Origin of the sequence: Sphingomonas jejuensis, assembly GCF_011927695.1 — a bacterium.
GTDB classification, from domain to species: Bacteria; Pseudomonadota; Alphaproteobacteria; order Sphingomonadales; family Sphingomonadaceae; genus Sphingomonas_K; species Sphingomonas_K jejuensis.
The window spans coordinates 865,944-889,242 of sequence record NZ_JAATJE010000001.1 but is presented as its reverse complement, the minus strand read 5'-3'; the positions used below and the strand labels follow the sequence as shown (position 1 = coordinate 889,242).

The window sequence follows — 23,299 nt, the reverse complement described above, 5'->3', positions numbered from 1 at the left end:
CATAAAGATGTCTTTATGTCCGGGTTGCGTCGCGGCCTGCCGTTCAGCTGCCAGGCCGCCGGATGCGATAGGTGCGGCTGCGAACGCCGTTCTGCTCGGGCCCTTCGGTGACGACCACCTCGACCTCCCCGCCCTCGGGAACGGTCAGGCTGCCGCTTGCCAGGTCAAAGGTCGCAGCACGCCCGGACGGCGTCGGCGCGCTCGCCGCCGCGACCGGCTCGACGCGGGTGGCGACCGCCGGCTGGAGCGTCGGGGCTGCGGGTTCGGGCGCCGCTGCCGCAACGGCGACGGGCTCCGGGGCGTCCGACGCCTGCGGCTCCGCAATGGGCGCTTCTGCGACCTTCGTGACCGGCAGCGACGCAAGGGCTGGCTCCTCGACAACCGCCGGTTGGGGCGGGGTTGCGGCAGCGGGCTCGGGTCCGCCGACGCTCGTCACGACCGGCGGCAAGGCCGGCGCGCGTTCCGACGCGGCTGCCGACGCCGCCCAGCGGGTGCGCCAGCCATCGCCGCGGCCGCCGGTCTCGCACACCCCGCCGGTGAAGCGCGGCGTCACGCCAACGGCGCGAGACAGGTCGAGCAGACGCCGCGCATCGCCCCGTGCATCGATGCCGTCCTCGGTGATGAGGCGAAGGTCGCGGCAGCTGTAGTCGCGGGCACGGCCATGCTCGTTGGCGATGGCCGTCACATAGCGGTCGAACCGCTCGAGCGAGGGGCGCCAACCGTCGCCCTCGTCGAAGTGGATCCTCAGGTCGTCCACCGCCCCGGTCAGCGCCGGACGGTTGACCCGGACGAAGTGATTATAGTCCTGCACGAAATCGACGCCGTCGAGGCGGCAGCGAAGCGCAGAAGCCATGAGCATGACGTCCAGCGCCCTGATTTCGGCCGCAACGGTGCTGCGCGGAGTGCAGCAGGCTGCAGACGCAACGGATGGAACAGCCAGCGCGACGCCGCTGGCCGTGATAAGCTTCACGATCCGGTTCATGGGACACCCCTTCACCCGCCGTGGGACGCGTCCCGTGACGCGACTCGGTACGCGGCGGACCCACAGGGTTGATGAAGAAGTTGCCCCGATCAACTCCCATTCAGCAGCATTTATTGTGACGAAATAGCGACTTAGATGATACTTCTGTGACCGTTTGGCCTCATGCCGTGCCGGATCCGACGGCGAGCAGGCGCGGGTCGATGCCCGCCACCTCGAAGCTCGCGCGCCACCGGATTGCAGCTTCCGTGTCGAACAGCAGCGTGTCGGTGGCGGGCGTACTGAACCAGGCCGCCCCCGTCAGCTCGTCTTCCAGCTGCCCTCCGTCCCATCCGGCATAGCCGAGCGCGGCGATCCAGCGCGTCGGGCCCCGGCCGCTGCAGATTGCGCGCAGCACGTCGATGGTTCCGGTCAGCGCATATCGTCCCGCCACCTCCACCGTGTCCGCGCCGCCCCAGTCGAGGCCGTGAACCACAAAGCCCCGTCCCGGCTCGACCGGGCCGCCGCGGTGGACGGGCGCGTCGGGCGCCACGCCCGGATCGATGCCCAACTGCTCGACCAACCGGTGAAATCCCAGGTTCGGCACGACGCTGTCCAGGCCGATGCCCAGCGCACCGTCCGGCCCGTGCCCGCAGATAAGGATGGCGGCCCGTTCGAAGCGCGGATCGCCGATCGACGGCAGCGCCAACAGCATCTGGCCTGTCAGGAAGGGTGGCTGCTCCATCATCGGGAGCGTAGCGGGCGGCGGACGGCTTGACGACCCCGGGGGCGGCACCACATGCCGGCCTCCTCACAGGAGACCGCCCATGACCATCAAGATCGGTGACAAGCTGCCGACCACGACCTTCACCCGCATGTCCGACGCCGGGCCGGAGCAGGTGACGACCGACGACTATTTCGCCGACAAGACGGTTGCGCTCTTCTCGGTGCCCGGCGCCTTCACGCCGACCTGTTCGGTGAAGCATCTGCCTGGCTTCGTTGAGCAGCTTGACGCACTGAAGGCGAAGGGCGTGGACGAGGTCGCCTGCACGTCGGTCTCCGACGCCTTCGTCCTGGACGCGTGGGCCAAGGCGTCCGATGCCAAGGACAAGGTCACGATGCTCGCCGACGGCAACGGGGAATTCGCGCGCGCTGTCGGGCTGGAATTTGACGGCTCGAAGTTCGGGATGGGCACGCGCGGGCAGCGCTTTTCCATGCTGGTCGAAGACGGCATGGTCACGCAGCTGAACGTCGAGGAGCCGGGCGGCTACGAGGTGAGCTCCGCCGATTACCTGCTGAAGCAGCTCTGATGGGCTGCGGCCGGGCGGTCCCTGGGGCGCCCGGCCGCTTGTGGGCGCGGATCGCCCCGGCTAGGCCCCCGGCATGAACCGGATGTCCAAAGCCGAGGCGACCGCCGCCGCCTGCGTCGACGCGCTGATCGTCGAATATGACAACGCTGTGGAAGCGCTGCGCGACGCCGTTGCCGCCTTCGCCGCGGACGGAACCCGGCCCGATCCGGCGCGCCGCACGGACGGCAGCTTCGCCTATCCGGAACTGCGCATCAGCCACCACGCGCCGCCGGAGGGTGCGCCGCCGCCGCGGGCCTGGGGACGCCTGTCGAACCTTGGCAACTACGCCACCACCATCACGCGTCCTCGGCTTTTCCACGGCTATCTGGTGGAGCAGCTTGCCACGCTGATCCACGACTACGGCGTTTCGGTCGAGGTGGGACGCTCCCGCCAGGAGATCCCCTTTCCCTACGTGCTTGAGCCCGGCCACGACCTGACGCTCGATGGCATCGCGCCGACCGAGCTGGCGCGCTGGTTCCCGGCGACCGAACTCGCCTCGATCGGCGACGAGATCGCAGACGGCCTTCCCTATGGCGATGCGGAGGCGCCCTTCCCGCTCGCGCTGTTCGATGCGCTTCGCGTCGACTTCTCGCTTGCGCGGCTGCGTCACTACAGCGGCGCTCCGGCCGAACATGTTCAGCGCTACGTGCTGTTCACCAACTACCATCGCTATGTCGACGAATTCGTCCGCTGGGCCTGTGCCGAACTGCGCGCGCCCGACAGCCGCTACACGGCGCTCTCGGGGGCGGGCGGGCTGTTCTTCACCGCGGCGGACGCGGATCCGGAACGCGTGATCACGGATAGCGCATGGCGGCGCCACCAGATGCCGGCCTACCACCTGATGGCCCCCGACCGGTCCGGCATCAGCCTCGTCAACATCGGCGTGGGTCCTTCCAATGCGAAGACCATTACCGATCATCTGGCCGTCACCCGGCCCGACGCCTGGCTGATGATCGGGCATTGCGGCGGCCTGCGCCCCTCGCAGCGGATCGGCGACTATGTGCTCGCCCACGCCTATCTGCGCGACGACCATGTGCTCGACGCCGTGCTCCCGCCGGAGATTCCGGTTCCTGCGATCGCCGAGGTCCAGCAGGCTCTGGCCCGTGCGGCGGAGACCGTGTCCGGTCAGTCGGGCGACGAGCTGAAGCGCCGCCTGCGCACCGGCACCATCGTGACGACGGACGATCGCAACTGGGAGCTCGCCTATTCGAAATCGGCGCTGCGCTTCTCGCAGAGTCGGGCGGTCGGCATCGACATGGAATCCGCGACGATCGCGGCTCAAGGCTATCGCTTCCGCGTGCCCTACGGCACCCTGCTCTGCGTCTCCGACAAGCCGCTCCACGGCGAGATCAAGCTGCCGGGTCAGGCCAACCGCTTCTACGAACGCGCGATCAACGAACATATGCAGATCGGGATCGAGACCTGCGCCGAGTTGCGCCGCGAGGGAGAGCGCCTTCACAGCCGCAAGCTCCGCGCGTTCAACGAGCCGCCGTTCCGGTGATCGCTTCTGCTGCGGCGCTGCGATGACCGCCTTTATCGCGCTCCTGCGCGGCATCAACGTCGGCGGCAACCGCAGCATCCGGATGTCCGACCTGTGCCGGCATCTGGGCACCCGCGGCTTCACGGACGTTCGATCCTATCTGGCCAGCGGCAACATCCTGCTGCGAAGTGAAGCCTCGGCCGATACGCTCGCGGCCGACCTTGAGCGCGCCATTGCCGATGGCTTTGGCTTCCATGTGGACGTGGTGGTGCGATCGGCGGCAGCCTGGCAACGCTACCTTGATGACGTCCCGTTCGAGGAGGAAGGGCGACAGAGCCCCAACCTGGTGATGCTCACCATCGGCAAGCAGCCCGCGACCGACGACGATCTCTCAGTGGTGCGTGCCCGCGCGTCGGGCCGCGAGGTTGCGACGCGCCGTGGCGATGCGCTCTGGCTGTTCTACGGCGATGGTGCCGGACGCTCGAAGATGCCAATGGCGCCGTCCCAGGGGCTCTGGACCACCCGCAATCTGCGCACGCTCCGCGCCACCGCAGCAATGCTGTCCGGGGCAGACGACCAGCCAGCCGGGTAAGGCACCGGACGGTCGGCTTCCCGGCAGATGAAACATCGCTTCCTCCATGCGTTGCCCTCCCGACCTCAGCATCCGGAGAGCATCATGACCCTGGCCCTGAAACCCCTCGCCCAGCAAAGCATCGTGATCACCGGCGCATCGTCCGGCATTGGTCTGGCGACCGCACGTCGCGCCGCGGAGGTCGGGGCGAAGGTCCTGCTCGTCGCGCGCAATGAAGAGGCGCTGAAGGAGGCCGTTCATCAGATCGTCGTTCGGGGCGGACGGGCGGCCTACCTGGCCGTTGACGTCGCCGACGACGATGCCCCCGCCCGGATCAGCGAACGCGCGGTCGAGGCGTTCGGCGGTTTCGATACCTGGGTCAACAATGCGGCCGCTGCCACCTATGCGCGGCTGACCGACATGACGATCGATGAGTATCGCCGGCTGTTCGACGTGGGCTTCTTCGGCACCGTTACCGGTTCGCTCGAAGCCGCCCGGCAATTGCGCGACAAGGGTGGCGCAATCATCAACGTTGGCTCCGTGCTTTCGGAACGCGCCGTGCCCTTGCAGGGCGGGTATTCCAGCATGAAGCACGCCGTTCGCGGCTTCACGGATGCGCTGCGGATGGAACTGGAGATGGACGGGGCGCCGATCTCGGTCACGCTTATCAAGCCCAACGGGATCGACACGCCCTACCCGGAGCATGCCCGGAACAAGATGGACGAACCCGCGCGTATCCCGCCGATCGTCTATGACCCGGAACTTGTCGCCAAGGCGATCTGCTTCGCCGCGGAGAACCAGAAGCGCGAACTCACCGTCGGCGGCCAGGGTCTCTTGGTCAGCAAGCTTGGCAACGCCATGCCGCGCACGATCGACCGCTTCATGGAAGCCGTGTTCGAGCCGCTCCAGAAGACGGACAAGCCGCCGCGGCCGGGCATGAGCGACAACCTCTTCGAAGCGCGCGAGGACGGGCACGTCCATGGGCAGGCAGGCGGCTACGTCCGCAAGACCAGCCTCGCACTTGAAGCGCAGATGCGCCCATGGGCCGCAGCGGCGCTGGTCGGTGGCGCGGCCGCGGCACTGACCGCGCTCGTCGCCGGGGTGCGGCGTTCGGGAGAAGCTGACCGGCAGGAGCCGCGAACGGGCCGGGACGATGATTTCGTCGGCATCGCAGACGAAAACATGATCCCGGCCACCAAGCCCGACTATCCAAGCGCCACGGACCGGTACGCCTGAGCGCCGGAGAGGGCGAGGTGCCTTTGGCGCCTCGCCCCGTCCTCATTTCGGTACGATCGCGAAGTCGATCGACAGGTTCAGCGACTGGATCAGCTCGCCAGCCTGCATGGGAGTGGGCGGCGGCGGCGGAGGCGGCGGAGGCGCTGACAGCCGGTTTCCCGTGACGATGATGTCATAGGGTTGGGAGCTTGTTCCACGCTCGCTGACACGGAGCACGCGGGATATGCGCATGCCGAGCCCCTCGGCATAGGCGTTGGCTTCGAACCGCGCCTTCTCGATCGCATCGCGCCGCGCGGCCGCCACTGCCTCGCCCTGGTTCTCGAGCGCGAGATTGGGCCCCTGAACACTGTTGGCTCCCGCCCCGAACGCGGCGGCAAGGATGTCCGGTGCCTTGCCGAGGTCGCGGGTCGTCACGGTGACGCTGTTCTGCGCGACATAGCCGATGATGCGCGACTGGTTGCTGATGCCACCGGCCGATCGGTCATATTGCGGCTGCACGCTGATCTGGCGCGTGCGAATGTCCCGGTCCGCAACACCGCCCTCCTTCAGCCCCGCAATCACCTCTGCGATCTGGCGCGAATTGCCGTCGGTCGCCTCGCGCGCGGTGGTGCCGGTGCTCACCACGCCGATGTTGAAGCTGGCGATGTCGGGCTGGACCAACGCCTGGCCGGTCGCATCCACCTGCAGCAAGGCCTCATTGGGCTGCAGGCTGATCGTCTGCGCCCCTGTCGCCGCGCTTCCGCAAAGCAACCCGCCCGCCACCATCAGTTTCAATGCCATGACTGTCCTCCCTCAATCCGCAAGGAACGCGGCGATCGCTTCTCCAAGTTCCGGCTTCGTGACAGCGCTCATGTGCCCGCCCGGTATGTCCGCCCGCGTCGCGTGCGGCAGCACCTCGGCCAGCCGCTCGAACGAACCCACCTCGTCGTCCTCGCGTCCCGCGACGACCAGCGTCGGCTGCGTGATCGACCGCAGCACGTCCTCGCCGCTGCTCGTAAAGGCATTCAGCAGGAGGTTGAGGGCGACGGGATCCCCGCCCGTGGTCTTCAGGAACGCCTCGACGTTCCACGCCGCGCTGAACTTGGGAAAGCTCCCGAGATTGTTGAAGATGTTGCGGAAATGGCCGCTCCGCCCACCTGCGTCGGCGATGCCCTCCAGCCCCATGCCGGCGATCACCACCCGCCGCGGCGTGGCCCCGCGCGCCAGCATCCGCACCGTCGTCCGCGCGCCCAGCGAATAGCCGCCCAGGTCATAGTCGGTCAGGCCCAGCTGCCGGACCAGCGCGAACCCGTCGTCGGTCAGCACATCCGGTGGATAGGCAGCCGGATCGTGCGGCCTGTCGCTCGACCCGTGCGCGCGCAGATCCGGCATAATCACGCGAAAGCCGCGCTCTGCGATCGCCGCTGCGTGCCCGTAGCGGATCCAGTTGGTATTCGCGTCGGAGACGAAGCCGTGGATCAGAACGACGGGCCGACCGGTGCCCAGCTCGCGATAGGCGAGCCGGGTGCCATCGTCGGCGTGGAAGAAGGCCGGCTCGCTCACGCCGCCTTCTGCAGGTGACGACGGCCGAGCAGTTCCGCGATCTGCACCGCGTTCAACGCCGCGCCCTTTCGCAGATTGTCCGACACGCACCACAGCGCCAGGCCGTTCTCGACCGTGGGATCGTCGCGGACGCGGCTGACGAACGTCGCAAACTCGCCGACGCTCTCGATCGGCGTGACATAGCCGCCGTCCTCGCGCTTATCGACGAGCATCACGCCCGGCGCCTCGCGCAGAAGCTTCTGCGCGTCCTCGGCCGCCAGCTCGTTCTCCATCTCGATGGTGATCGCTTCCGAATGGCCGACGAACACGGGAACGCGAACGCAGGTGGCGATCACCTTGATCTTCGGGTCTAGGATCTTCTTGGTCTCCACGACCATCTTCCATTCCTCCTTGGTGGACCCGTCATCAAGGAAACTGTCGATATGCGGAATGACGTTGAAGGCGATCTGCTTGGTGAACTTCTTCGGCTCTGCCTGGTCGCCGACGAAGATGTTGCGGCTCTGCTCGAACAGCTCGTCCATGCCTTCCTTGCCCGCTCCGGACACGGACTGGTACGTCGCGACCACCACCCGCAGGATCTTGGCGGCATCGTGGATCGGCTTCAGCGCGACGACCATCTGGGCGGTGGAGCAGTTGGGATTGGCGATGATGTTCTTCGCGCGGTAACCGTCGATGGCATCGGCGTTCACTTCCGGCACGATCAGCGGCACGTCCGGGTCCATGCGGTAGAGCGACGAGTTGTCGATCACCGTGCATCCCGCGGCGGCAAACTTCGGTGCGTAGATCTTGGTCGCTTCCGATCCGATCGCGAACAGCGCCATGTCCCAGCCGGCAGGATCGAAATGCTCGATGTTGCGCACCTTCAGCAGCTTGCCCGTGTCGCCATATTCGATCTCGTCGCCGGTCGATCGCGACGACGCGAGCAGCGCCAGCTCCTCGATCGGAAATTCGCGCTCGGCCAGGATGTTGACCATCTCGCGCCCGACATTCCCGGTCGCACCCGCAACCACCACCCGATAGCCCATGTTCACCTCGTCACCAGTCGGCGCCTAACTGGCCGAAACCGCCGCTCATGGAAAGCCGCTTGCCGCGAAACGCCCCCCGGCCCTAGCGAGTCGGTCGGATTGCGGACGAGGGGGGGACGATGATGACGATAACAAGGGCGCTGACGACGCTGGTGCTGGGCCTGCTGGGGACGGCGGCGGCGGCGCAGAACTACCGCCCTGGTTTCCAGCCGGACCAGTTGAAGGGGCCGCCCCCCGGTCCCCTCAACGAGGTGATGGTGCTCGGCACCACGCACCTTTCCGACCTGCCCGACAGCGTGACGCAGGCCGCCTTCGATCCGCTGCTCGACCGCCTCGCCCGCTGGCGCCCCACGACGATCGCGACCGAGAATGTATCCGGTATCCAGTGCGACGCGCTTCGCCGCTATCCGCAACGCTATGCCGACACGGTCGAGACCTATTGCTGGGACCCCGCTCCCGCCAGTCGGGCGGTCGGCCTCGACGTGCCGGCAGCCACTGCCGAGGCCGACCGCCTGCTCGCGACATGGCCGGCCGCGCCGACGCCGGCCGAGCGCCGCCGCCTCGCCGCGCTTTTCCTGGCCGGCGGTGAGCGCGGCTCCGCGCTCGTCCAGTGGCTCAGGCTGCCGGAGGCGGAGCGGCGCGCGGAAGACAGCCTTGATGCCGAGCTTGTCGGCATCCTCAACGGCCTGGTGGGTCGGAAGAACGAAACCTTCTGGATCGCCGCTCCCCTTGCCGCACGCTTGGGATTGGAGCGGCTCTATGCCGTCGACGACCATAGCGCCGACACGCCCGATGGCAGCGACCCCGCCGAACGCGCGGCCGCCGGCGCGGCAATCCAGGCGGCCTGGGACAATCCCGCCACGGCAGACCGCATGCGCGCGATCGGGCAGCTGACCAGCCGCCTTTCCGCTCCCGGCGGCGTCCTCGACCTCTACCGTGCCTTCAACCACCCGTCGCAGCCGATGCTCATCTACCGCTCCGATTTCGGCGCGGCCTTTATGGAGCCGTCCGAAGGCCGCTTCGGACGCCGCTATCTCGGCTATTGGGAAACGCGCAATCTGCGCATGGCCGCCAACATGCGCGACGTGCTGGGCCAATATCCGGGCATGCGCATGCTCAGCATCGTTGGCGCGTCGCACAAGGCCTATTACGAGGCCTATCTCAACCAGATGCACGACGTCCGGCTGGTCGATGTGCGTCCCCTTCTGGTGGATTGATCATGCTCGCCCGGATCGGACTGCTGCTTGCATTGCTGTTGGTCGGCCTCCAGCCGGCGGCGGCAAAGCGCATCGCGTTCAGCTTCGACGACGCACCGCGCCGCGCGGGTGCGTTCCTGACGCCGGATCAGCGCACCGTGCGGCTGATCGCGGCGCTGCAGCGTGCCGGCGTCGGGCAGGCGGTCTTCTTCGTCAATCCGGGCAACCTTGCCGAACCGTTCGGCGAGGGTGGGGAGGAACGGCTGCGCGCCTATGTCGCCGCCGGGCATCTCCTCGCCAATCACAGCTTCTCCCATCCGGCACTGCGCGCGACGGACGCCGATGTCTATCTGGCCGACATCGATCGTGCCGCGACCTGGCTTTCAGCGCGCCCCGGTTATCGCCCCTGGTTCCGCTTCCCGTTTCTGGACGAGGGCCGCGCCGACAAGGCGAAGCGCGATCGGGTGCGCGCCGGCCTCGCCGCGCGCGGCCTCACCAACGGCTATGTCACGGTCGACGCGTCGGACTGGAACATGGAGCAGCTGACGATCGATGCCGTCGCGGCGGGGACGGCGATCGACATGGACGGGCTGCGCACGCTCTATGTTGACAGCCATGTTGAGGCTGCGGAAGCCGCGGATGCCGTCGCGGTCGCCGCGCTTGGGCGGTCGCCGGCGCACATGATGCTGCTGCACGAAACCGATCTTGCGGCCATGTTCCTGCCCGACATGGTCGCGGCGCTGAAGGCGCGCGGGTGGGAGGTGATCGGCGCGGACGAGGCCTACCGCGATCCTATTTCCAGCTGGGCGGCGAGCGTCGACGTGCCGTCCGCGCAGGGCACGCTGATCGAGGCGATCGCCTGGGCGCGCGGCCTGCCGGAACCACGCTGGTGGCCGGGCAACCAGCCGGACGTGGCGCTGCGCCGCTACCGCACGGAGGTGCTGCACGCGGCGCCCTAGGCCGCCGCCCTCACTGCCCGGCGGCGGTCCCCTCCTCCTCCAGCACCGTCTTGTTCAGGAAATTCTCGATCGTGCGCCACAGGTGGACGCTGACGCCCGGCCCCGCCACGCGGTGTGTCTGGCCGGGATAGACCATCGTCTCGAACGGAACGGCGTCGGCCTGCAGCGCGCTCATCAGCGCGGTTGAATGCTCGAACACGACATTGTCGTCGGCCATGCCGTGGATCAGCAGCAGGGGATCGCGAATTCGGTCGGCGCGCGGCACCACGTCCGACGCATCGTAAGGCGCAGGGTCGGTCGCCGGGTTGCCGAGATAGCGTTCGGTATAATGCGTGTCGTAGAGGCCCCAGCGCGTCACCGGCGCGCCGGAGATGCCCGCGGCGAACTGCCCGGGCGCCGCCTGTAACAGCTTCAACGTCATGTAGCCGCCATAGGACCAGCCATAGACGGCGACCCGGTCGGGATCGACGAAGGGCTGCGACTTCAGCCACTCCACCGCGCGGAGCTGGTCGGCGACCTCGACCGTCCCCATCGCCTTGTAGATCTGGTCCTCGAACGCCTTGCCGCGATCCGGCGTGCCGCGCCCGTCCACGGAGAACACGATCCAGCCGCGGTCGACCAGATATTGCTGCAGCTCGGGCGTCCACCCCGCCGTCACCTGCCGGCCCGCTCCCGGCCCGCCATAGACCTGGAGGAACACCGGATAGCGCCGCCCCGGCTCCAGCGTCGGCGTCATGATCTTGTATTGCAGCTCGCTGCCGTCCTCTGCGCGGATGGTGCCGAACCGCGGCGCGACATGGCTAGCCATGAAGGGCGCATAGGGGTGGGCGCCCGTCACCTCGTTGCGCTCCACCCACTGCACCGCGTCGGTGGCGGGATCGAGCAGATAGACCTGCCCCGGCTGCGTCGGGCTCGACCGCGACACGATCGCGCGGGTGGCCGCGCCGTCCATCACCACGCCGTTGGTGTAGTCGGCATCGGTTTCCACCACCGGGTCGCCGCCGGCGATCGGCATCGAATAAAGCTGCCAGCGGAGCGGCGATTCCTTGTTGGCGACGAAATAGATCCGTCCCGCCGTCTCGTTCACGCCGACGATCCGCTCGACGACCCAGGGACCGCGCGTCAGCTGGGTCCAGCGTCCGGCATCGAAGCGGTAGATGTGGCTGTATCCGTCACGCTCCGACGTCCACAGCAGGCTGGAGGAGGACAGCGGCTTCAGATTGTCGTGGAGGTTGATCCAGCGCTCGGCCCGCTCGGTGAACAGCACCTCGCTGCGGCCCGTGTCCGGATCCACCAGCAGCACGTCCAGCCGCTTCTGGTCGCGCGTTTCGCGCTGCACGATCAGCTTCGACCCGTCCGGCGCCCAGTCGACCCGCGCCAGGTAGATGTCGGGATCGTTGCCCAGGTCGACCTGCACGCGGCCCGAACCATCGGCGGCCAGCACCCAGAGCTGCACAACGGCGTTGGGCGTGCCGGCCTGTGGATAACGCTGTTGATAGACCCGTGTACCGTCCGCGCCGATCGCCGCGCGGCTGATCACGCGCACACCGCTTTCGTCGACGCGCGCCACCGCCACGCGGCGGTCGTCCGGCGACCACCAATGGCCCCGGCTGCGACCCATCTCCTCCTGCGCGACGAATTCGGCCACGCCCCAGCTGAGCGCGTCGCCGCCGTCGGTGGTCAGCGCCCGCGCCGCGCCGCCGGCCAGCGGCTGCACGAACAGGTTCTGGTCGCGCACGAAGCTGACAAAGCCGCCCTGCGGCGAAACGGTGGCGTCCAGCTCCGTGCCCGGCGTCTCCGTCAGCCGGCGCGTCGATCCGTCCAGCGCGGCGATGAACAGGTCGCCATCCAGCGGCACCAGGATGCTGCGCCCGTCGGGCGCCCAGTCATAGGCGACGATGCCGCGGGTGCCGCCGATTCTGGCGCGCTCGCGCTGCATCTTTTCCTCTTCCGACAGCTCGGCGCCCGATCCGATGCGCTGGCTGTCGACGACCATCCGGCTTTCGCCCGTGGTCGTGTCCGTCGCCCACAGGTCATAGCGTTCGCGGTCGTCCGGCCGGTTCCTGAGCGAGGTCAGCCAGCGCCCGTCCGGGGACAGCTTCAGCCCGCGCGGTTGCGGGCCCGACAGCGACGGACTGGCAAAGATCCGTTCCAGGGTCAGATCGTCGGCTGCGGCGGGGGTGGCAATGACCATGGCGGTGGCGGCGAGGATGGCGCGAAGAGACAGCTGCATGAGACTTGCTAACGCTCAGGCCGCCGCTCCGCCAGCCCTCCTGCCGCCATCGTTCACCGCGGCTCGTCCGCGTCGTCGCGCGCCCGGCGTCGCTCCTCGCGCTCGGCCCGGCGGCGCTCCTTGGCGTCGCGCTCCTCCTGCCGGCGAAGCTCCCGCCCGCGGTTGCGATCCGCCTCGTCCTGGCTGGTGGTCGCCCAGTCCACCCCCTGCCCGACAGCGCGGACCGGCAGCGTGACCACGTCGATTGCCGTGCGCGCCAGGCAGCCGCCCAGCAGCGGCGGCAGGATCAACAGGATGGCAGCGCGCTTCATGCGGCAACTCTGCCGCGCGGCGCCCCGCTCCACAAGCGCGATGCGGCCGGGCGATCGCCGCTTGCGCCGCCCCGGCACGGCCGCTATGTCCCCGCTCCTTCGCGACGGCGGAGGAGTGTAGCTCAGTTGGTAGAGCATCGGTCTCCAAAACCGAGGGCCGTGGGTTCGAGTCCCTCCACTCCTGCCATCCCGGGACGAGCCGGCCAGCCGGCTTGTCGTTCGCGAATGATCCCCATATAGAACGCGGATTCGTAAAATCGGGCGAACGACGGCCTTGATCCCAGGATCGAGCCAGCCGCCGGCCGCCCGCTCCGCACGACAGACAGAAGCGAGACCGACGTGGCCAAGCGCCCTTCCATTCCCCAGTTCGTGAACCAGGTGCGCGCCGAAACGGCGAAGGTCGCCTGGCCGACCGGTCAGGAAACCGTGCGAACCGCCATCCTCGTGGTTATCATGACGGCGATCCTGTCGGTCTTCTTCTTCGGCGTGGATCGCATCTTCGGCTTCATCGTGCAGCAGCTCCTGTCGCTGGCAGCCTGACGGAAGGGTTCAAGGTCAACACATGTCCCGCTGGTACATCATCCACGCCTATTCCGGTTTCGAGAACAAGGTCCGCGACCAGATCATGGCCGACGCCACCCGGCTCGGGCTCGACCAGCTGATCGAGTCCGTCGAGGTGCCGACCGAGACGGTCACGGAGGTTCGTCGCGGCAAGAAGGTCCAGTCGGAGCGCAAGTTCTTCCCCGGCTACGTCCTTGCCAAGATGAACATGAACGAGGACGTCTACCACCTCGTCAAGAACACGCCCAAGGTGACCGGCTTCCTGGGATCGTCGGGCAAGCCCCAGCCGATCACCGAGGCGGAGGCCGCGCGCATCCTCAACACCAAGGAGGAGGCCGCCGCCGCACCCAAGACCAAGATCAAGGTCGATTACGAGATCGGCGATCAGGTGAAGGTGCTCGACGGTCCGTTCGCCAGCTTCAACGGCGTTGTGGAAGAGCTCGATTTCGACCGCAGCCGCGTGAAGGTGTCCGTGTCGATCTTCGGCCGCGCAACCCCCGTCGAGCTCGAGTTCGAGCAGGTCGAGCGCGCCAAGTAAGCGCCGCCGGGCGGCCGTCGCGCCGCCCGGTACGAACTTGCGCCGGTCCGGCTCCCGCATGCGCCCAGCCGAGTTGAAGCTGCCGGCGGTCGGCATATTCCGTTAAGCGGCGGTGACTTAGACGCATCGTCATGCGTACCGCACCGTCCCCGCCCCTCGCCCTGGTCCTGCCTGCCATCGCCCTTCTGACCGCATGCGGCGGCGGGGGCGGCGGCGACACGCAGGCCGCGCCCGTCACCATCGTGCCGCCGGCCGCGACCACGCCGGCGCCCGCCCCCGCGGCGACCACCCCCACACCGGCGCCCGCCCCCGCCGCGACGGCGCCTGCGGCAACGGGCTGGGCCGGGGCGGCAGCCGCCCTTTACGACAGCGCGCCCGACCTTGCCAGCTGCCGGGCCGGTGCGCTGAAGGCGGGCGTCCGCCAGCAGGCGCTGGCCGAGCTCAACGCGCTTCGCGCGCGCCACGGGCTCGCCGCCGTCGCCTATGCGCCGTCGGGCGACGGCGAGGTGGCGGAGGCATCCATGATGATGGCCGCCAACGGGCAGCTCAGCCACACCCCGCCGACGAGCTGGACCTGCTACACCGCCGCCGGGGCGAATGGCGCGGGCTCCGGCAACCTCTACATGGCCTGGGGCAACGGCCTGGGCTTCATGAGCGCGGACGATCATTTCGCCGCCTGGATCAACGAGGGCGGCAGCAACGCGCTCGGCCATCGCCGCTGGCTGCTCGACCCGTTCCTGGGCCAGGTGAGCTATGGCCGCTTCGCCGTGCAGCGCGCCGACGGGCACCGGATCGATGCGGTGACGCTGAAGGTGTTCGGCTTTGCCGCCGCCGCCGCCGCGCCCGGCACCGTGCCCGGCTTCGTCGCGGTGCCGCAGGGCGACTATCCGGTCAGGTATTTCCGCGCCGGCGACTATCTCTCCTTCTCCGTCGCGCCCAGCCGCAACCGGGACGGATCGGACCGGCGGGTCGGCCTGTCGGGCGCGCGCGTGACGGTGACCGATCCGGCGGGCGCGACGCTCCCGATCGCGGACCAGAGCGCCGACAACAACGGCTATGGCCTTGCCAACAACCTGCAGTGGCGGGTGGCGGGGCTCGTCCGCGGCACCGAATATCGCGTGCGGATCGACGGCGTCACCGGGGCTCCGGCGGCCAGCTACAGCTACGCCTTTCGCGTCGTCGACTGAGCGGCTGCCGCCACTTGGCGAGCGCATGCTTTTCGGCTAAGGGCACGCGCTTCCAGGCAACAGCATGGACCTTGCGGGAGGATGGCCTTGGCCGTCCGCACGAACCGCTCGACTTGAAACGAGGCGCCGGGCTGTGGCCTGCCGCTTCATTGAGAGAGTGACATGGCAAAGAAGATCACAGGCTATATCAAGCTGCAGGTGCCCGCGGGCTCCGCAAACCCGTCGCCGCCGATCGGCCCGGCGCTGGGTCAGCGCGGCGTGAACATCATGGAGTTCTGCAAGGCGTTCAACGCGCAGACCGGCGACCAGGAAAAGGGCACGCCCCTTCCGACGGTCATCACCGTCTATGCCGACCGTTCGTTCAGCTTCACCACCAAGACGCCGCCGGCGACCTATCTGCTGAAGAAGGCCGCCAACCTGAAGTCCGGCTCCAAGGAGCCCGGCAAGGTGTCCGCGGGCACCATCAAGCGCTCCGCGCTGCAGGGCGTCGCCGAGGCGAAGATGAAGGATCTGAACGCCAACGACATCGACGCGGCGACGAAGATCATCGAAGGGTCGGCCCGCGCGATGGGCCTTGAGGTCGTGGAGGGCTGAACATGGCACGCGAGAGCAAGAAGGCGAAGCAGCTCGCCAGCACGATCGATCGTGAGAAGCTGCACGGCGTCGACGAGGCGATCGGCCTCCTGAAGCAGAACGCGTCGGCCAAGTTCGACGAGACCATCGAGGTCGCGCTGAACCTGGGCGTCGATCCGCGCCACGCCGACCAGATGGTCCGCGGCGTCGTGACGCTGCCGAAGGGCACGGGCAAGACCGTGCGCGTGGGCGTGTTCGCCCGCGGCGCCAAGGCCGAGGAAGCAACCGCGGCCGGTGCCGACGTTGTCGGTGCGGAAGACCTGCTGGAGACCGTGCAGGGCGGCACGATCGATTTCGATCGCTGCATCGCGACGCCGGACATGATGGGCCTGGTCGGCCGCCTGGGCAAGGTGCTTGGTCCGAAGGGCCTGATGCCGAACCCGAAGCTGGGCACGGTCACCATGAACGTCGCCGAGGCCGTGAAGGCTGCAAAGGGCGGTCAGGTCGAATACCGCGTCGAGAAGGCCGGCATCATCCATTCCGGCATCGGCAAGGCGAGCTTCCCGGCCGAGGACCTGCGCGCGAACTTCGACGCGCTGGTCGATGCGGTGGTGAAGGCCAAGCCGTCGGGCGCCAAGGGCAAGTATGTCAAGAAGGCGGCGATGAGCTCCTCGATGGGGCCGGGCATCAAGCTCGACGTCGCCGAGGTCGCGACCGCCTGAACCAGGCGCCTTGCGCAAGATAAAGAGGGCCGGGAGCGATCCCGGCCCTTTTTGTTTCTCGGGCGCTTCGTGGGCGGCGCTGCATCCCCTATCGACAGGGATGACAGCCGCGACCGGCTGTCATCTCCTCTGGTGCAGGCGCTACGCGAAGCGGTTCAGCTTGCGCGCGTATTTCTGCAGCCGCGGCGGCACCCAGTCGCCGATCAGATGATCGACCTTCACGCGCCAGTCGGTGCGATCGCTGCTTCCGGGCCGGGCCTGGAACACGGTGGTGCGTTGCGGCACGCTGTTCACGCCGTCCGGGAACGCGGTGTAATAGTAGGTCGCGATCGAACGCCGGTCCCGCTCCGGCGGGCAGGCAAGCGGGTCCGGATGGCCATGGTAGCTGTCGAGCGTGGTGCTGAACACCACGGCCCTGCCCAGCAGCGGCGCCACCGACACCTCGCAGCCCTTCATCTCCGTATCCCACAGCTCCAGCTTGCCGTTATAGGCATCGTCCCAGTCCTCGTTGAGATAGACGAGCAGGTTCAGGCGTCGCTCGACCTGCATGTCGCCATGCACGTTGAAATCGGCATGGACGCCCAGATGCCCGCCGCGCCGCGTCAGGTGCAGCCCGCCGCCGTTGAAGTAGGGATCCGAGATGAGGCCCTTGATCCCGGTCATTTCCTCCAGAAAGCCGAGGAAGGCCTGCGAGTTCAGCTCGGCCAGGATGTTGCGCGTCCGCCCGCTGAGGTCCGCGCCAGGGCCGAACTGGAACTTGAAGCGCTCCTGATCGCGATCGAAGAAGCGCTGGTTCTCCGTGGACGGATATTGCGCGTGGATGCCGCGCAGCATGTCCTTGTCCAGGAAATCGTCGATGACGATGTGCGGAAACGGATGTGCGGACTGGTAGGCAGCGGCGCGCGCCCTGCCCTCCTGCCGGCAGTTCTCCTCGTCGAAATACAGGTACCCGTCCGCATTCTTCAGCTGCAGAACCGCCATTGCCACGTCCCCCCCAGGAATTGCACTTCCGCCCTAACATGCAGGCAGGTTTCCGTTAAGCGCCACAATCTGTTTAGTGCTGCAATGCAGCGCCTGATCATGCTTGCGCTTCTGCGGCATATCCGGTACCGGCGCCGCTTCACCGTCCGAGACAGTGGGTGGAAGGCTTTCGTCTTCCTTAATCTCCCACCGAGGCGGGGCATGAGTTTTACCGGGCCGCTGCCTTACGGGCTGCGCATTCCGGGTCTGCCAGGATGAAGGCGACAGCGCCCCATCTGGTCGACACCCATCCCCTTCGGACATCGTCGCATGCGTCGCCGGGCCCGCCCGATGCCGCCTCTGCACCTGTTTGGGCCGGCCGGCGGGCGTTCTTCCGCCTCGGCCCACCCACCGGCGGGATCATTCCGCCGGTGTAACTGGAGAATGGCATGGATCGATCAGAGAAGTCCGACCTGGTCGCCGAGCTGAAGCAGACCTTTTCCGAGACCAGCGTGGTGGTCATCACCCGCAATCTCGGCCTCACCGTCGCGCAGTCGACGGACCTGAGGGGTCGCATGCGCGACGCCGGCGCGTCCTACAAGGTCGCCAAGAACCGCCTTGCCAAGATCGCCCTCGATGGCACGTCCTATGCCGGGATCAGCGACCTGCTGACCGGCCCAACCGCCATCGCGACCTCCGCCGATCCCGTTGCCGCCGCCAAGGCAGCCGCGGATTTCGCCAAGACGACCGACAAGTTCGAGATCGTCGGCGGCGCGATGGGCGGACAGGTGCTCGATGCCAACGGCATCAAGGCGCTCGCGGAGCTGCCGTCGCTTGACGAGCTGCGCGCAAAGATCGTCGGCCTCATCGTGGCGCCCGCCACGAAGATCGCCACGATCACCCAGGCTCCGGCCGCGCAGATCGCGCGCGTGCTCGCCGCCTATTCCGAGAAGGAAGCGGCGTAACGCCTCCTCGACATCCTGCGGCCCGGCACGGGCCGCGACAACAGACCCGAATGGAGTACACACATGGCTGACCTGAATTCGCTCGTTGACCAGCTGTCCGAGCTCACCGTCCTCGAGGCCGCCGAGCTCTCGAAGCTGCTCGAAGAGAAGTGGGGCGTCTCTGCCGCCGCTGCCGTTGCCGCTCCCGCCGCTGGCGGCGGTGGCGCCGCTGCCCCGGCCGCCGAGGAGAAGACCGAGTTCGACGTGATCCTGACCGGCGACGGTGGCAAGAAGATCAACGTCATCAAGGAAGTCCGCGCCATCACCGCGCTCGGCCTGACCGAGGCGAAGGCCCTTGTCGAGGGCGCGCCGAAGGCCGTCAAGGAAGGCGTGTCCAAGGACGAGGCCGAGAAGCTCAAGAAGCAGCTTGAGGACGCCGGCGCGACCGTCGAGCTCAAGTAATCCTGCAGCCGAGCAGCACCGTCGGGGTTCCCGGCGGCGCTGAGCGGCGGAGATCAAGGGCGGTGTCCCATGCCGGGCACCGCCCTTTTTCGTGCCCTATTGCCGGCGGCGAGGCGGGCTGCGAGGACATCGGCATGCGCCTTGCCAAACTGTTCGCCCTTGCCGTCACCGTGCCGCTGTCCAGCTGTGGCATCGTCAACAGCTATGTCTACCAGCCGCCGTCGGGCGGAGACGCCACGCCCGTTCCGCCTCACGCAGAACGGGTCCGGGTGGAGACGGCGGACGGCCTGACGCTGGCCGGCCTGGCCGTTCCCGCACAGGCGGGGCACCCCACCCTGCTCGTCTTCAACGGCAACGCGTCCACGCCCACGGAGGTGATCGACTGGTTCCGGCCGCTGACCGAAGCGGGCTACGGCCTCGTTGCCGCCGGCTACCGAAGCTATTTCGGCAACCCCGGACGGCCGAACGAAGCCGGTCTCGCGGCCGACGCCGACGCCTTCTTTGCCGAAGCGCGTCGCCGCGCGGGTTCAGGACCGCTGATCGTTGTCGGGCACAGCCTGGGCGGCGGCGTGGCGTTCGGCCTCGCCCGCCGGCAGCCGGTGGACCAGCTGGTGACGATCGGCACCTTCAGCCGGCTGCGCGCCATGGCGCCCGGCTTTGCCCGTCCGCTCCTGCGCGACCGTTATGACAATCTGGCGGCGGTGCCGGGGCTTGGCGCCACCCTGACCCTCATCCATGCCACCGACGACGACGTCATCCCCGTGACGGAGGCGCGCCTGCTGCACGAAGCAGCCGTGGCGGCGGGCCTGCGCGGTGGAACCTATCTCCTGCCGCGCGGCGGCCATGCCCCGGATGGCGAGCAGATCCTCACCATCCTCGACCGGCTGGGCGGCGGGGCGCCCGAGAATGCCGCCCCGCTGCCCGCCGGCGTCCGCTTCCTGCCGTTCCGCTAGCGCGCGCGGCGGGCCAGCCAGATGGTGTTGCCGTTGTCGTCGACCACGAACAGCGACCCATCGGCGCGCGACCGGACGCTGACCGGACGGCCATAGACCTGCTTGGCCCGCTCATCGGCGATGAAGCCGGTCAGGAACGGCTGCGGGTCGGCGGCCGGCCGGCCATTCTCATAGGGCAGGACAAGCACGTCATAGCCCGAGAAGGCGGCGCGGTTCCACGATCCGTGGCGGGCCACATAGCCGTACTGGCGCCCGCTTTCCTCCGGCGACAGGGCAAAGCCCAGCGCGGCGGCATGGGGCCCAACGGCGACATCCGGCTTCAGCGTCGTCGCGAGCAGGTCGCGGCGGGTGTTGGCATGACGCGGATCCTGCCGGCCCCAGTAGCTGTAGGGCCAGCCGTAGAAGCCGCCTTCGCGGACGCCGACGAGATAATCCGGCGAAATGTCGTCGCCGAACTCGTCCCGTTCGTTCACCGCCGTCCACAAGGTGCCGTCGGCCGCGATGTCCATGCCGACCGGATTGCGGAGCCCGGTCGCGTAAAGCCGCTCCCTGCCCGTCCGCAGGTCCACCGCCAGGATCGCCGCGCGGCGCTCCTCTTCCTCCATGCCGTTCTCGCCGACATTGCTGGCCGATCCCACCGACACGAACAGCGTGCGCCCGTCCGGGCTCAGCTCGAGGTTGCGGGTCCAGTGATTGTTGTAGCCGCCCGCGGGCAGGTCGATCAGCTTGCGCGACGGCGCGGTGATGCGGGTCTGTCCGGGCTGGAACGGATAGCTGACGACGGCATCGGTGTTCGCGACGTAGAGCCGGCCATCGGCGAACGCCATGCCGAAGGGCTGGTTGAGGTTTTCGACCAGCACGTGCCGCTCGTCCGCGACACCGTCGCGATCGGTGTCGCGCAGCAGGATGATGCGGTTGGGCGACCAGCCCGTGACGTTCGAGCGGGCAAAGCCGCGCGCGGCCTCCGGCTCCTCGTCCAGCTTCGGCTTCTGCCGCGCCTCCGCCGCCAGCACGTCGCCATTGGGCAATTCCAGCACCTGGCGCGGGTTCTCAAGCCCGCTGGCGAACGCGACCACTTCCCAGCCGCGCGGCGCGGTCGGCGTGCGGCCCTCCGGCCAGCCGATCACGACCGGGTGGTTGACGACGGACTCGGTCGCATAGGGCTCCGCCATGGCGGGCGTCCCCCGTTGCACCAGCGGTTGGGCCATGGCGGACCCGGCGACGGTGGCGGCAAGGAGGACAAAGGCGGCGCGCATGGCTGCTCCTGAAAAGGGGGTTCAAGCCTTAACAACGATGTAGCTGGGCGGTTGCTCCACCGGCTGCGTCGGTCGCGCGTCCGGCACCGTGCGACAGGCGTCATCAAACCGTCACTGCCCTGTCACCGCTCCGTCACCGACGGCCCATAGCGGCCTGATCTCGCGCAAATGGTTAACCGCGCGGTCACCAAGGGGATCGGTCATGCTCACGCGTTTCGTCACCGCCGCACTGCTGTCGTCCGCCATCGCTGCTCCGGGGGCCGCCGCGCTCGACCTCACCACCTATGCGGCGACGCGCAACCAGACGATCGCCTTCGACGAGGCGTCGGGCATCACCTACAACTATGATCGCGGCACGCTGGTGCTGGTCGACGACGAGGGCGACGACATCGCCGAATACTCGCTGACGGGCGAGCGGCTGACCAGCGACGTCATCCGCAACCGCGACGTGGTGACCAACGGATACCGCGACGTGGAAGGGATCAGCTACATCGGCAACGGCCAGTATGTGCTGGCCGAGGAGCGGACGCAGGAGATCGTCAGGATCGGCGTCCAGGCCGACAACGGCACGCGGGGCGGCCTGCCCTCCACGCTCTACACCGATAAGCCGCTGGCGCAGCGCTACCTAATCGACGGCGGCGCAAATGTCGGCAACAACGGCCTTGAGGGCGTCAACATCGACCCGCTGACCGGCGGCTATTTCGGCGTGCGGCAGGGCGGCGGCTCCGCGGGCGCGCCGGCGGTCTATTTCAGCCAGGTGAACTTCACCGCCTCGACCACCGGCGGCATCGTCACCGGCACCACGACGCAGCCGTTCGTCCCCAGCTTCCTGGCGGCGGGCACCACGCTGGCGGACATCGTGCCGCTGTCGCAGGCGACCAGCCTGTCGGGCACGGACGCGTTCAACAACCTCCTGATCCTCAGCGGTGACGGCAACCGCCTGTTCGAGGTCACGCGCACGGGCGCGCTGGTCAGCAGCTTCGATCTTGCCACGCTGGGCGAAGCGGGCGTGTTCGAGGGCGTGACGGTTGACCGGCAGGGCAACATCTACCTCGTGTCCGATCGCGGCAGCGTGGCCGCCACCGCCAACCGCACTGCCGGCTTCGTGGTGCTCGGCCGCAGCGTGGCGGCGGTGCCTGAGCCCGCGACTTGGGCGATGATGATCGCGGGTTTCGGCCTGGTCGGCGGCAGCGTGCGCCGGCGTCGCCCGGCCGGGATCGCCGCCTGACGATCCCGCCGCTTGCCGATCGCCGCCGCCACCCGCCCGGCCTCGTCTTTGAGCGCTGGGCGGCCGGCGACGGCTGGCCGATCCGCGGCTTCGACTGGCCGGCGGACGGCGGCGGCGGGCGCGGCAGCCTGTTCTTCCTGGGCGGGCGCGGAGACTTCGTCGAAAAGCACCTGGAGGCGCTGCACCACTGGCGATCGGCCGGGTGGAACGTCGGCGGGTTCGACTGGCGCGGCCAGGGCGGCTCGGGGCGGCTCGCCCGCGATCCGCTGGTGTGTCATGTGCCGAGCTTCGATCCGCTCCTCGACGATCTCGATCACCTGTTCGCCGCCTGGCAGCGGCGGCGCGCGAGGCCGCATGTCATCGTCGCCCACTCGATGGGCGCGCATCTCGCCCTCCGCCTGATGACCGAGCGGCGCCCGGCCATCGCCGCCGCCGCGCTCGCCTCGCCGATGGTGGGGATCCGTGCCGCCGGGCTGTCGTCCGCCATGCTCGGCCGGATCGCGGGCGCGGCCGTGCGCGGCGGGCTGGGCGAGCGGGCGATCTGGCGCAGCGATCCCGGCAATGTCGGCGGCCGCCTCACCGCCTGTCCGGACCGGCAGCAGGACAAGCTCTGGTGGAAGCGCGAGCATCCGGAAATTGCCTCCGGCGCGCCCTCCTGGGCGTGGCTGCGCGCGGCGGCCCGGTCGATCGGCCAGCTCGACCGGTCGCTGGCAGCGCGGCCGATCGAAACGCCCGTGTTGATGGTGGTGTCCAGCGGCGATGCGATCGTCGACGTGTCCGCCGTGGAGAGGCTCGCCGGGCGGCTCCGCAATGCCCGTCTTCTGCTGCTGCCGGGGCGCGGGCACGAATTGTTGCGGGAGGCGGATCCGGTCCGCCTCGCCGTTATGGCGGAGATCGACGCTTTCCTCGAAACCCACGTCAAGGATGCGGCGCGCGCGGTTTGACAAGCGGCGCGGCACTTCCTACATCCGCACTTCACCACACCACCCGGAACAGGATGTGCCGTCGCGCAGCGCATCATACGCATTGGGCGGTCAGTTGGTTCAGCGATCAGC

24 protein-coding genes, 1 tRNA gene and 2 pseudogenes are annotated in these 23,299 nt (G+C 68.4%); 18 read left to right on the top strand and 9 right to left on the bottom strand.

Translation table 11 applies throughout. From position 1 onward, the window contains the following. Positions 1-43 precede the first annotated feature (43 nt). Both GGR88_RS04480 and GGR88_RS04475 read right to left on the bottom strand, forming a co-directional pair. Entirely contained in the window at positions 44-853 is an 810-nt protein-coding gene (locus GGR88_RS04480; protein WP_167953379.1) for a hypothetical protein, read from the bottom strand. Positions 854-1,142: 289 nt separating this feature from the next. Beyond that, positions 1,143-1,703: a YqgE/AlgH family protein gene (locus GGR88_RS04475; RefSeq protein ID WP_167954360.1), complete on the bottom strand. Its 561-nt coding sequence runs from the start codon at positions 1,701-1,703 to the stop codon at positions 1,143-1,145. Between the two features lie 82 nt (positions 1,704-1,785). On the opposite strand from GGR88_RS04475, the gene GGR88_RS04470 reads away from it, so the two are divergent. The 4 genes from GGR88_RS04470 (at position 1,786) to GGR88_RS04455 (ending at position 5,594) form a co-directional block, all read left to right on the top strand. Next, on the top strand, positions 1,786-2,268 hold the full coding sequence (locus GGR88_RS04470; protein ID WP_167953377.1) for a peroxiredoxin: 483 nt from the start codon (positions 1,786-1,788) through the stop codon (positions 2,266-2,268). An 82-nt stretch (positions 2,269-2,350) separates the two neighbouring features. Then, entirely contained in the window at positions 2,351-3,808 is a 1,458-nt protein-coding gene (locus GGR88_RS04465) for an AMP nucleosidase (RefSeq protein WP_167954359.1), read from the top strand. Positions 3,809-3,830: 22 nt separating this feature from the next. Further along, positions 3,831-4,379 (top strand): DUF1697 domain-containing protein, encoded by a 549-nt coding sequence (locus tag GGR88_RS04460; protein ID WP_167953375.1) that lies wholly within the window; start codon positions 3,831-3,833, stop codon positions 4,377-4,379. 84 nt (positions 4,380-4,463) lie between these two features. Beyond that, positions 4,464-5,594, top strand: a complete 1,131-nt coding sequence (locus GGR88_RS04455; protein WP_167953373.1) for an SDR family oxidoreductase — start codon at positions 4,464-4,466, stop codon at positions 5,592-5,594. Between the two features lie 42 nt (positions 5,595-5,636). On the opposite strand, the gene GGR88_RS04450 is transcribed toward GGR88_RS04455, so the two are convergent. From GGR88_RS04450 to GGR88_RS04440, 3 genes are read right to left on the bottom strand one after another with little or no spacing between them, the layout of a single operon-like run. Continuing rightward, entirely contained in the window at positions 5,637-6,374 is a 738-nt protein-coding gene (locus GGR88_RS04450; RefSeq protein WP_167953371.1) for an SIMPL domain-containing protein, read from the bottom strand. Between the two features lie 12 nt (positions 6,375-6,386). Beyond that, positions 6,387-7,136 carry an alpha/beta fold hydrolase gene (locus tag GGR88_RS04445; protein WP_167953369.1) on the bottom strand — a complete coding sequence of 250 codons (750 nt, stop codon included), beginning with the start codon at positions 7,134-7,136 and terminating at the stop codon, positions 6,387-6,389. Beyond that, a complete protein-coding gene (locus GGR88_RS04440; RefSeq protein WP_167953367.1) occupies positions 7,133-8,161 on the bottom strand; it encodes an aspartate-semialdehyde dehydrogenase in 1,029 nt (342 codons plus the stop codon). Before GGR88_RS04440 ends, GGR88_RS04445 begins: the two co-directional genes overlap by 4 nt. A 119-nt stretch (positions 8,162-8,280) precedes the next feature. Between GGR88_RS04440 and GGR88_RS04435 the strand changes: the two genes are divergently transcribed. Together GGR88_RS04435 and GGR88_RS04430 are read left to right on the top strand one after the other, a co-directional pair. Further along, positions 8,281-9,378: a DUF5694 domain-containing protein gene (locus tag GGR88_RS04435; protein ID WP_245196442.1), complete on the top strand. Its 1,098-nt coding sequence runs from the start codon at positions 8,281-8,283 to the stop codon at positions 9,376-9,378. 2 nt (positions 9,379-9,380) lie between these two features. Next, entirely contained in the window at positions 9,381-10,316 is a 936-nt protein-coding gene (locus tag GGR88_RS04430) for a polysaccharide deacetylase family protein (RefSeq protein ID WP_167953358.1), read from the top strand. Between the two features lie 10 nt (positions 10,317-10,326). On the opposite strand, the gene GGR88_RS04425 is transcribed toward GGR88_RS04430, so the two are convergent. Both GGR88_RS04425 and GGR88_RS04420 read right to left on the bottom strand, forming a co-directional pair. Continuing rightward, positions 10,327-12,549, bottom strand: a complete 2,223-nt coding sequence (locus GGR88_RS04425) for a S9 family peptidase (RefSeq protein ID WP_167953356.1) — start codon at positions 12,547-12,549, stop codon at positions 10,327-10,329. A 53-nt stretch (positions 12,550-12,602) separates the two neighbouring features. Then, positions 12,603-12,860: a hypothetical protein gene (locus GGR88_RS04420; RefSeq protein ID WP_167953354.1), complete on the bottom strand. Its 258-nt coding sequence runs from the start codon at positions 12,858-12,860 to the stop codon at positions 12,603-12,605. Positions 12,861-12,971: 111 nt separating this feature from the next. Here GGR88_RS04420 and GGR88_RS04415 point away from each other — a divergent pair. From GGR88_RS04415 to rplA, 6 genes are all read left to right on the top strand, one after another. Beyond that, positions 12,972-13,047, top strand: a tRNA-Trp gene (locus GGR88_RS04415). Between the two features lie 152 nt (positions 13,048-13,199). Then, positions 13,200-13,400 carry a preprotein translocase subunit SecE gene (gene secE / locus GGR88_RS04410; RefSeq protein WP_342449716.1) on the top strand — a complete coding sequence of 67 codons (201 nt, stop codon included), beginning with the start codon at positions 13,200-13,202 and terminating at the stop codon, positions 13,398-13,400. A 22-nt stretch (positions 13,401-13,422) separates the two neighbouring features. Beyond that, positions 13,423-13,959, top strand: coding sequence for a transcription termination/antitermination protein NusG (gene nusG / locus GGR88_RS04405; RefSeq protein WP_167953352.1), 537 nt, complete (start codon positions 13,423-13,425; stop codon positions 13,957-13,959). 131 nt (positions 13,960-14,090) lie between these two features. Beyond that, positions 14,091-15,146, top strand: a complete 1,056-nt coding sequence (locus tag GGR88_RS04400) for a CAP domain-containing protein (RefSeq protein ID WP_167953350.1) — start codon at positions 14,091-14,093, stop codon at positions 15,144-15,146. A gap of 162 nt (positions 15,147-15,308) precedes the next feature. After that, entirely contained in the window at positions 15,309-15,740 is a 432-nt protein-coding gene (gene rplK, locus GGR88_RS04395) for a 50S ribosomal protein L11 (RefSeq protein ID WP_167953348.1), read from the top strand. Positions 15,741-15,742: 2 nt separating this feature from the next. After that, positions 15,743-16,441 (top strand): 50S ribosomal protein L1, encoded by a 699-nt coding sequence (rplA, locus tag GGR88_RS04390; protein WP_167953346.1) that lies wholly within the window; start codon positions 15,743-15,745, stop codon positions 16,439-16,441. 141 nt (positions 16,442-16,582) lie between these two features. Here the strand turns inward: rplA and GGR88_RS04385 are convergent, their stop codons facing one another. After that, positions 16,583-17,422: a 2OG-Fe(II) oxygenase gene (locus GGR88_RS04385; protein ID WP_167954356.1), complete on the bottom strand. Its 840-nt coding sequence runs from the start codon at positions 17,420-17,422 to the stop codon at positions 16,583-16,585. Positions 17,423-17,850: 428 nt separating this feature from the next. Here GGR88_RS04385 and rplJ point away from each other — a divergent pair, with 428 nt between their 5' ends. The 3 genes from rplJ to GGR88_RS04370 all read left to right on the top strand — a co-directional run bounded on the left by rplJ (position 17,851) and on the right by GGR88_RS04370 (position 19,760). After that, entirely contained in the window at positions 17,851-18,366 is a 516-nt protein-coding gene (gene rplJ, locus GGR88_RS04380; protein ID WP_167953344.1) for a 50S ribosomal protein L10, read from the top strand. A 63-nt stretch (positions 18,367-18,429) separates the two neighbouring features. After that, the gene (gene rplL / locus GGR88_RS04375) at positions 18,430-18,807 is read left to right on the top strand and encodes a 50S ribosomal protein L7/L12 (RefSeq protein ID WP_167953342.1); all 378 of its coding nucleotides are present in this window, start codon (positions 18,430-18,432) and stop codon (positions 18,805-18,807) included. Between the two features lie 134 nt (positions 18,808-18,941). Beyond that, positions 18,942-19,760 carry an alpha/beta hydrolase gene (locus tag GGR88_RS04370; protein WP_167953340.1) on the top strand — a complete coding sequence of 273 codons (819 nt, stop codon included), beginning with the start codon at positions 18,942-18,944 and terminating at the stop codon, positions 19,758-19,760. On the opposite strand, the gene GGR88_RS04365 is transcribed toward GGR88_RS04370, so the two are convergent. Further along, positions 19,757-21,016 carry a PQQ-dependent sugar dehydrogenase gene (locus GGR88_RS04365; protein WP_167953338.1) on the bottom strand — a complete coding sequence of 420 codons (1,260 nt, stop codon included), beginning with the start codon at positions 21,014-21,016 and terminating at the stop codon, positions 19,757-19,759. The two genes, GGR88_RS04370 and GGR88_RS04365, sit on opposite strands and share 4 nt — an antisense overlap. A gap of 202 nt (positions 21,017-21,218) precedes the next feature. Here GGR88_RS04365 and GGR88_RS04360 point away from each other — a divergent pair. The 3 genes and pseudogenes from GGR88_RS04360 to GGR88_RS04355 all read left to right on the top strand — a co-directional run. Further along, a pseudogene (locus GGR88_RS04360) lies at positions 21,219-22,067 on the top strand (SdiA-regulated domain-containing protein); the annotation flags it as partial. Between the two features lie 69 nt (positions 22,068-22,136). After that, positions 22,137-22,244, top strand: a pseudogene (locus GGR88_RS15660) (PEPxxWA-CTERM sorting domain-containing protein); the annotation flags it as partial. Next, on the top strand, positions 22,241-23,188 hold the full coding sequence (locus GGR88_RS04355; RefSeq protein WP_167954355.1) for an alpha/beta hydrolase: 948 nt from the start codon (positions 22,241-22,243) through the stop codon (positions 23,186-23,188). The pseudogene GGR88_RS15660 and the gene GGR88_RS04355, both read left to right, overlap by 4 nt. Positions 23,189-23,299: the final 111 nt, after the last annotated feature.

What these genes read in the sequence shown, in the direction of transcription:
- GGR88_RS04480 (WP_167953379.1), bottom strand. Translation starts at nt 853, where the DNA reads ATGGCTTCTGCGCTTCGCTGCCGCCTCGACGGCGTCGATTTCGTGCAG.
- GGR88_RS04475 (WP_167954360.1), bottom strand. Translation starts at nt 1,703, where the DNA reads ATGGAGCAGCCACCCTTCCTGACAGGCCAGATGCTGTTGGCGCTGCCG.
- GGR88_RS04470 (WP_167953377.1), top strand. Translation starts at nt 1,786, where the DNA reads ATGACCATCAAGATCGGTGACAAGCTGCCGACCACGACCTTCACCCGC.
- GGR88_RS04465 (WP_167954359.1), top strand. Translation starts at nt 2,351, where the DNA reads ATGTCCAAAGCCGAGGCGACCGCCGCCGCCTGCGTCGACGCGCTGATC.
- GGR88_RS04460 (WP_167953375.1), top strand. Translation starts at nt 3,831, where the DNA reads ATGACCGCCTTTATCGCGCTCCTGCGCGGCATCAACGTCGGCGGCAAC.
- GGR88_RS04455 (WP_167953373.1), top strand. Translation starts at nt 4,464, where the DNA reads ATGACCCTGGCCCTGAAACCCCTCGCCCAGCAAAGCATCGTGATCACC.
- GGR88_RS04450 (WP_167953371.1), bottom strand. Translation starts at nt 6,374, where the DNA reads ATGGCATTGAAACTGATGGTGGCGGGCGGGTTGCTTTGCGGAAGCGCG.
- GGR88_RS04440 (WP_167953367.1), bottom strand. Translation starts at nt 8,161, where the DNA reads ATGGGCTATCGGGTGGTGGTTGCGGGTGCGACCGGGAATGTCGGGCGC.
- GGR88_RS04435 (WP_245196442.1), top strand. Translation starts at nt 8,281, where the DNA reads ATGATGACGATAACAAGGGCGCTGACGACGCTGGTGCTGGGCCTGCTG.
- GGR88_RS04430 (WP_167953358.1), top strand. Translation starts at nt 9,381, where the DNA reads ATGCTCGCCCGGATCGGACTGCTGCTTGCATTGCTGTTGGTCGGCCTC.
- GGR88_RS04425 (WP_167953356.1), bottom strand. Translation starts at nt 12,549, where the DNA reads ATGCAGCTGTCTCTTCGCGCCATCCTCGCCGCCACCGCCATGGTCATT.
- GGR88_RS04420 (WP_167953354.1), bottom strand. Translation starts at nt 12,860, where the DNA reads ATGAAGCGCGCTGCCATCCTGTTGATCCTGCCGCCGCTGCTGGGCGGC.
- nusG (WP_167953352.1), top strand. Translation starts at nt 13,423, where the DNA reads ATGTCCCGCTGGTACATCATCCACGCCTATTCCGGTTTCGAGAACAAG.
- GGR88_RS04400 (WP_167953350.1), top strand. Translation starts at nt 14,091, where the DNA reads ATGCGTACCGCACCGTCCCCGCCCCTCGCCCTGGTCCTGCCTGCCATC.
- rplK (WP_167953348.1), top strand. Translation starts at nt 15,309, where the DNA reads ATGGCAAAGAAGATCACAGGCTATATCAAGCTGCAGGTGCCCGCGGGC.
- rplA (WP_167953346.1), top strand. Translation starts at nt 15,743, where the DNA reads ATGGCACGCGAGAGCAAGAAGGCGAAGCAGCTCGCCAGCACGATCGAT.
- GGR88_RS04385 (WP_167954356.1), bottom strand. Translation starts at nt 17,422, where the DNA reads ATGGCGGTTCTGCAGCTGAAGAATGCGGACGGGTACCTGTATTTCGAC.
- rplJ (WP_167953344.1), top strand. Translation starts at nt 17,851, where the DNA reads ATGGATCGATCAGAGAAGTCCGACCTGGTCGCCGAGCTGAAGCAGACC.
- rplL (WP_167953342.1), top strand. Translation starts at nt 18,430, where the DNA reads ATGGCTGACCTGAATTCGCTCGTTGACCAGCTGTCCGAGCTCACCGTC.
- GGR88_RS04370 (WP_167953340.1), top strand. Translation starts at nt 18,942, where the DNA reads ATGCGCCTTGCCAAACTGTTCGCCCTTGCCGTCACCGTGCCGCTGTCC.
- GGR88_RS04365 (WP_167953338.1), bottom strand. Translation starts at nt 21,016, where the DNA reads ATGCGCGCCGCCTTTGTCCTCCTTGCCGCCACCGTCGCCGGGTCCGCC.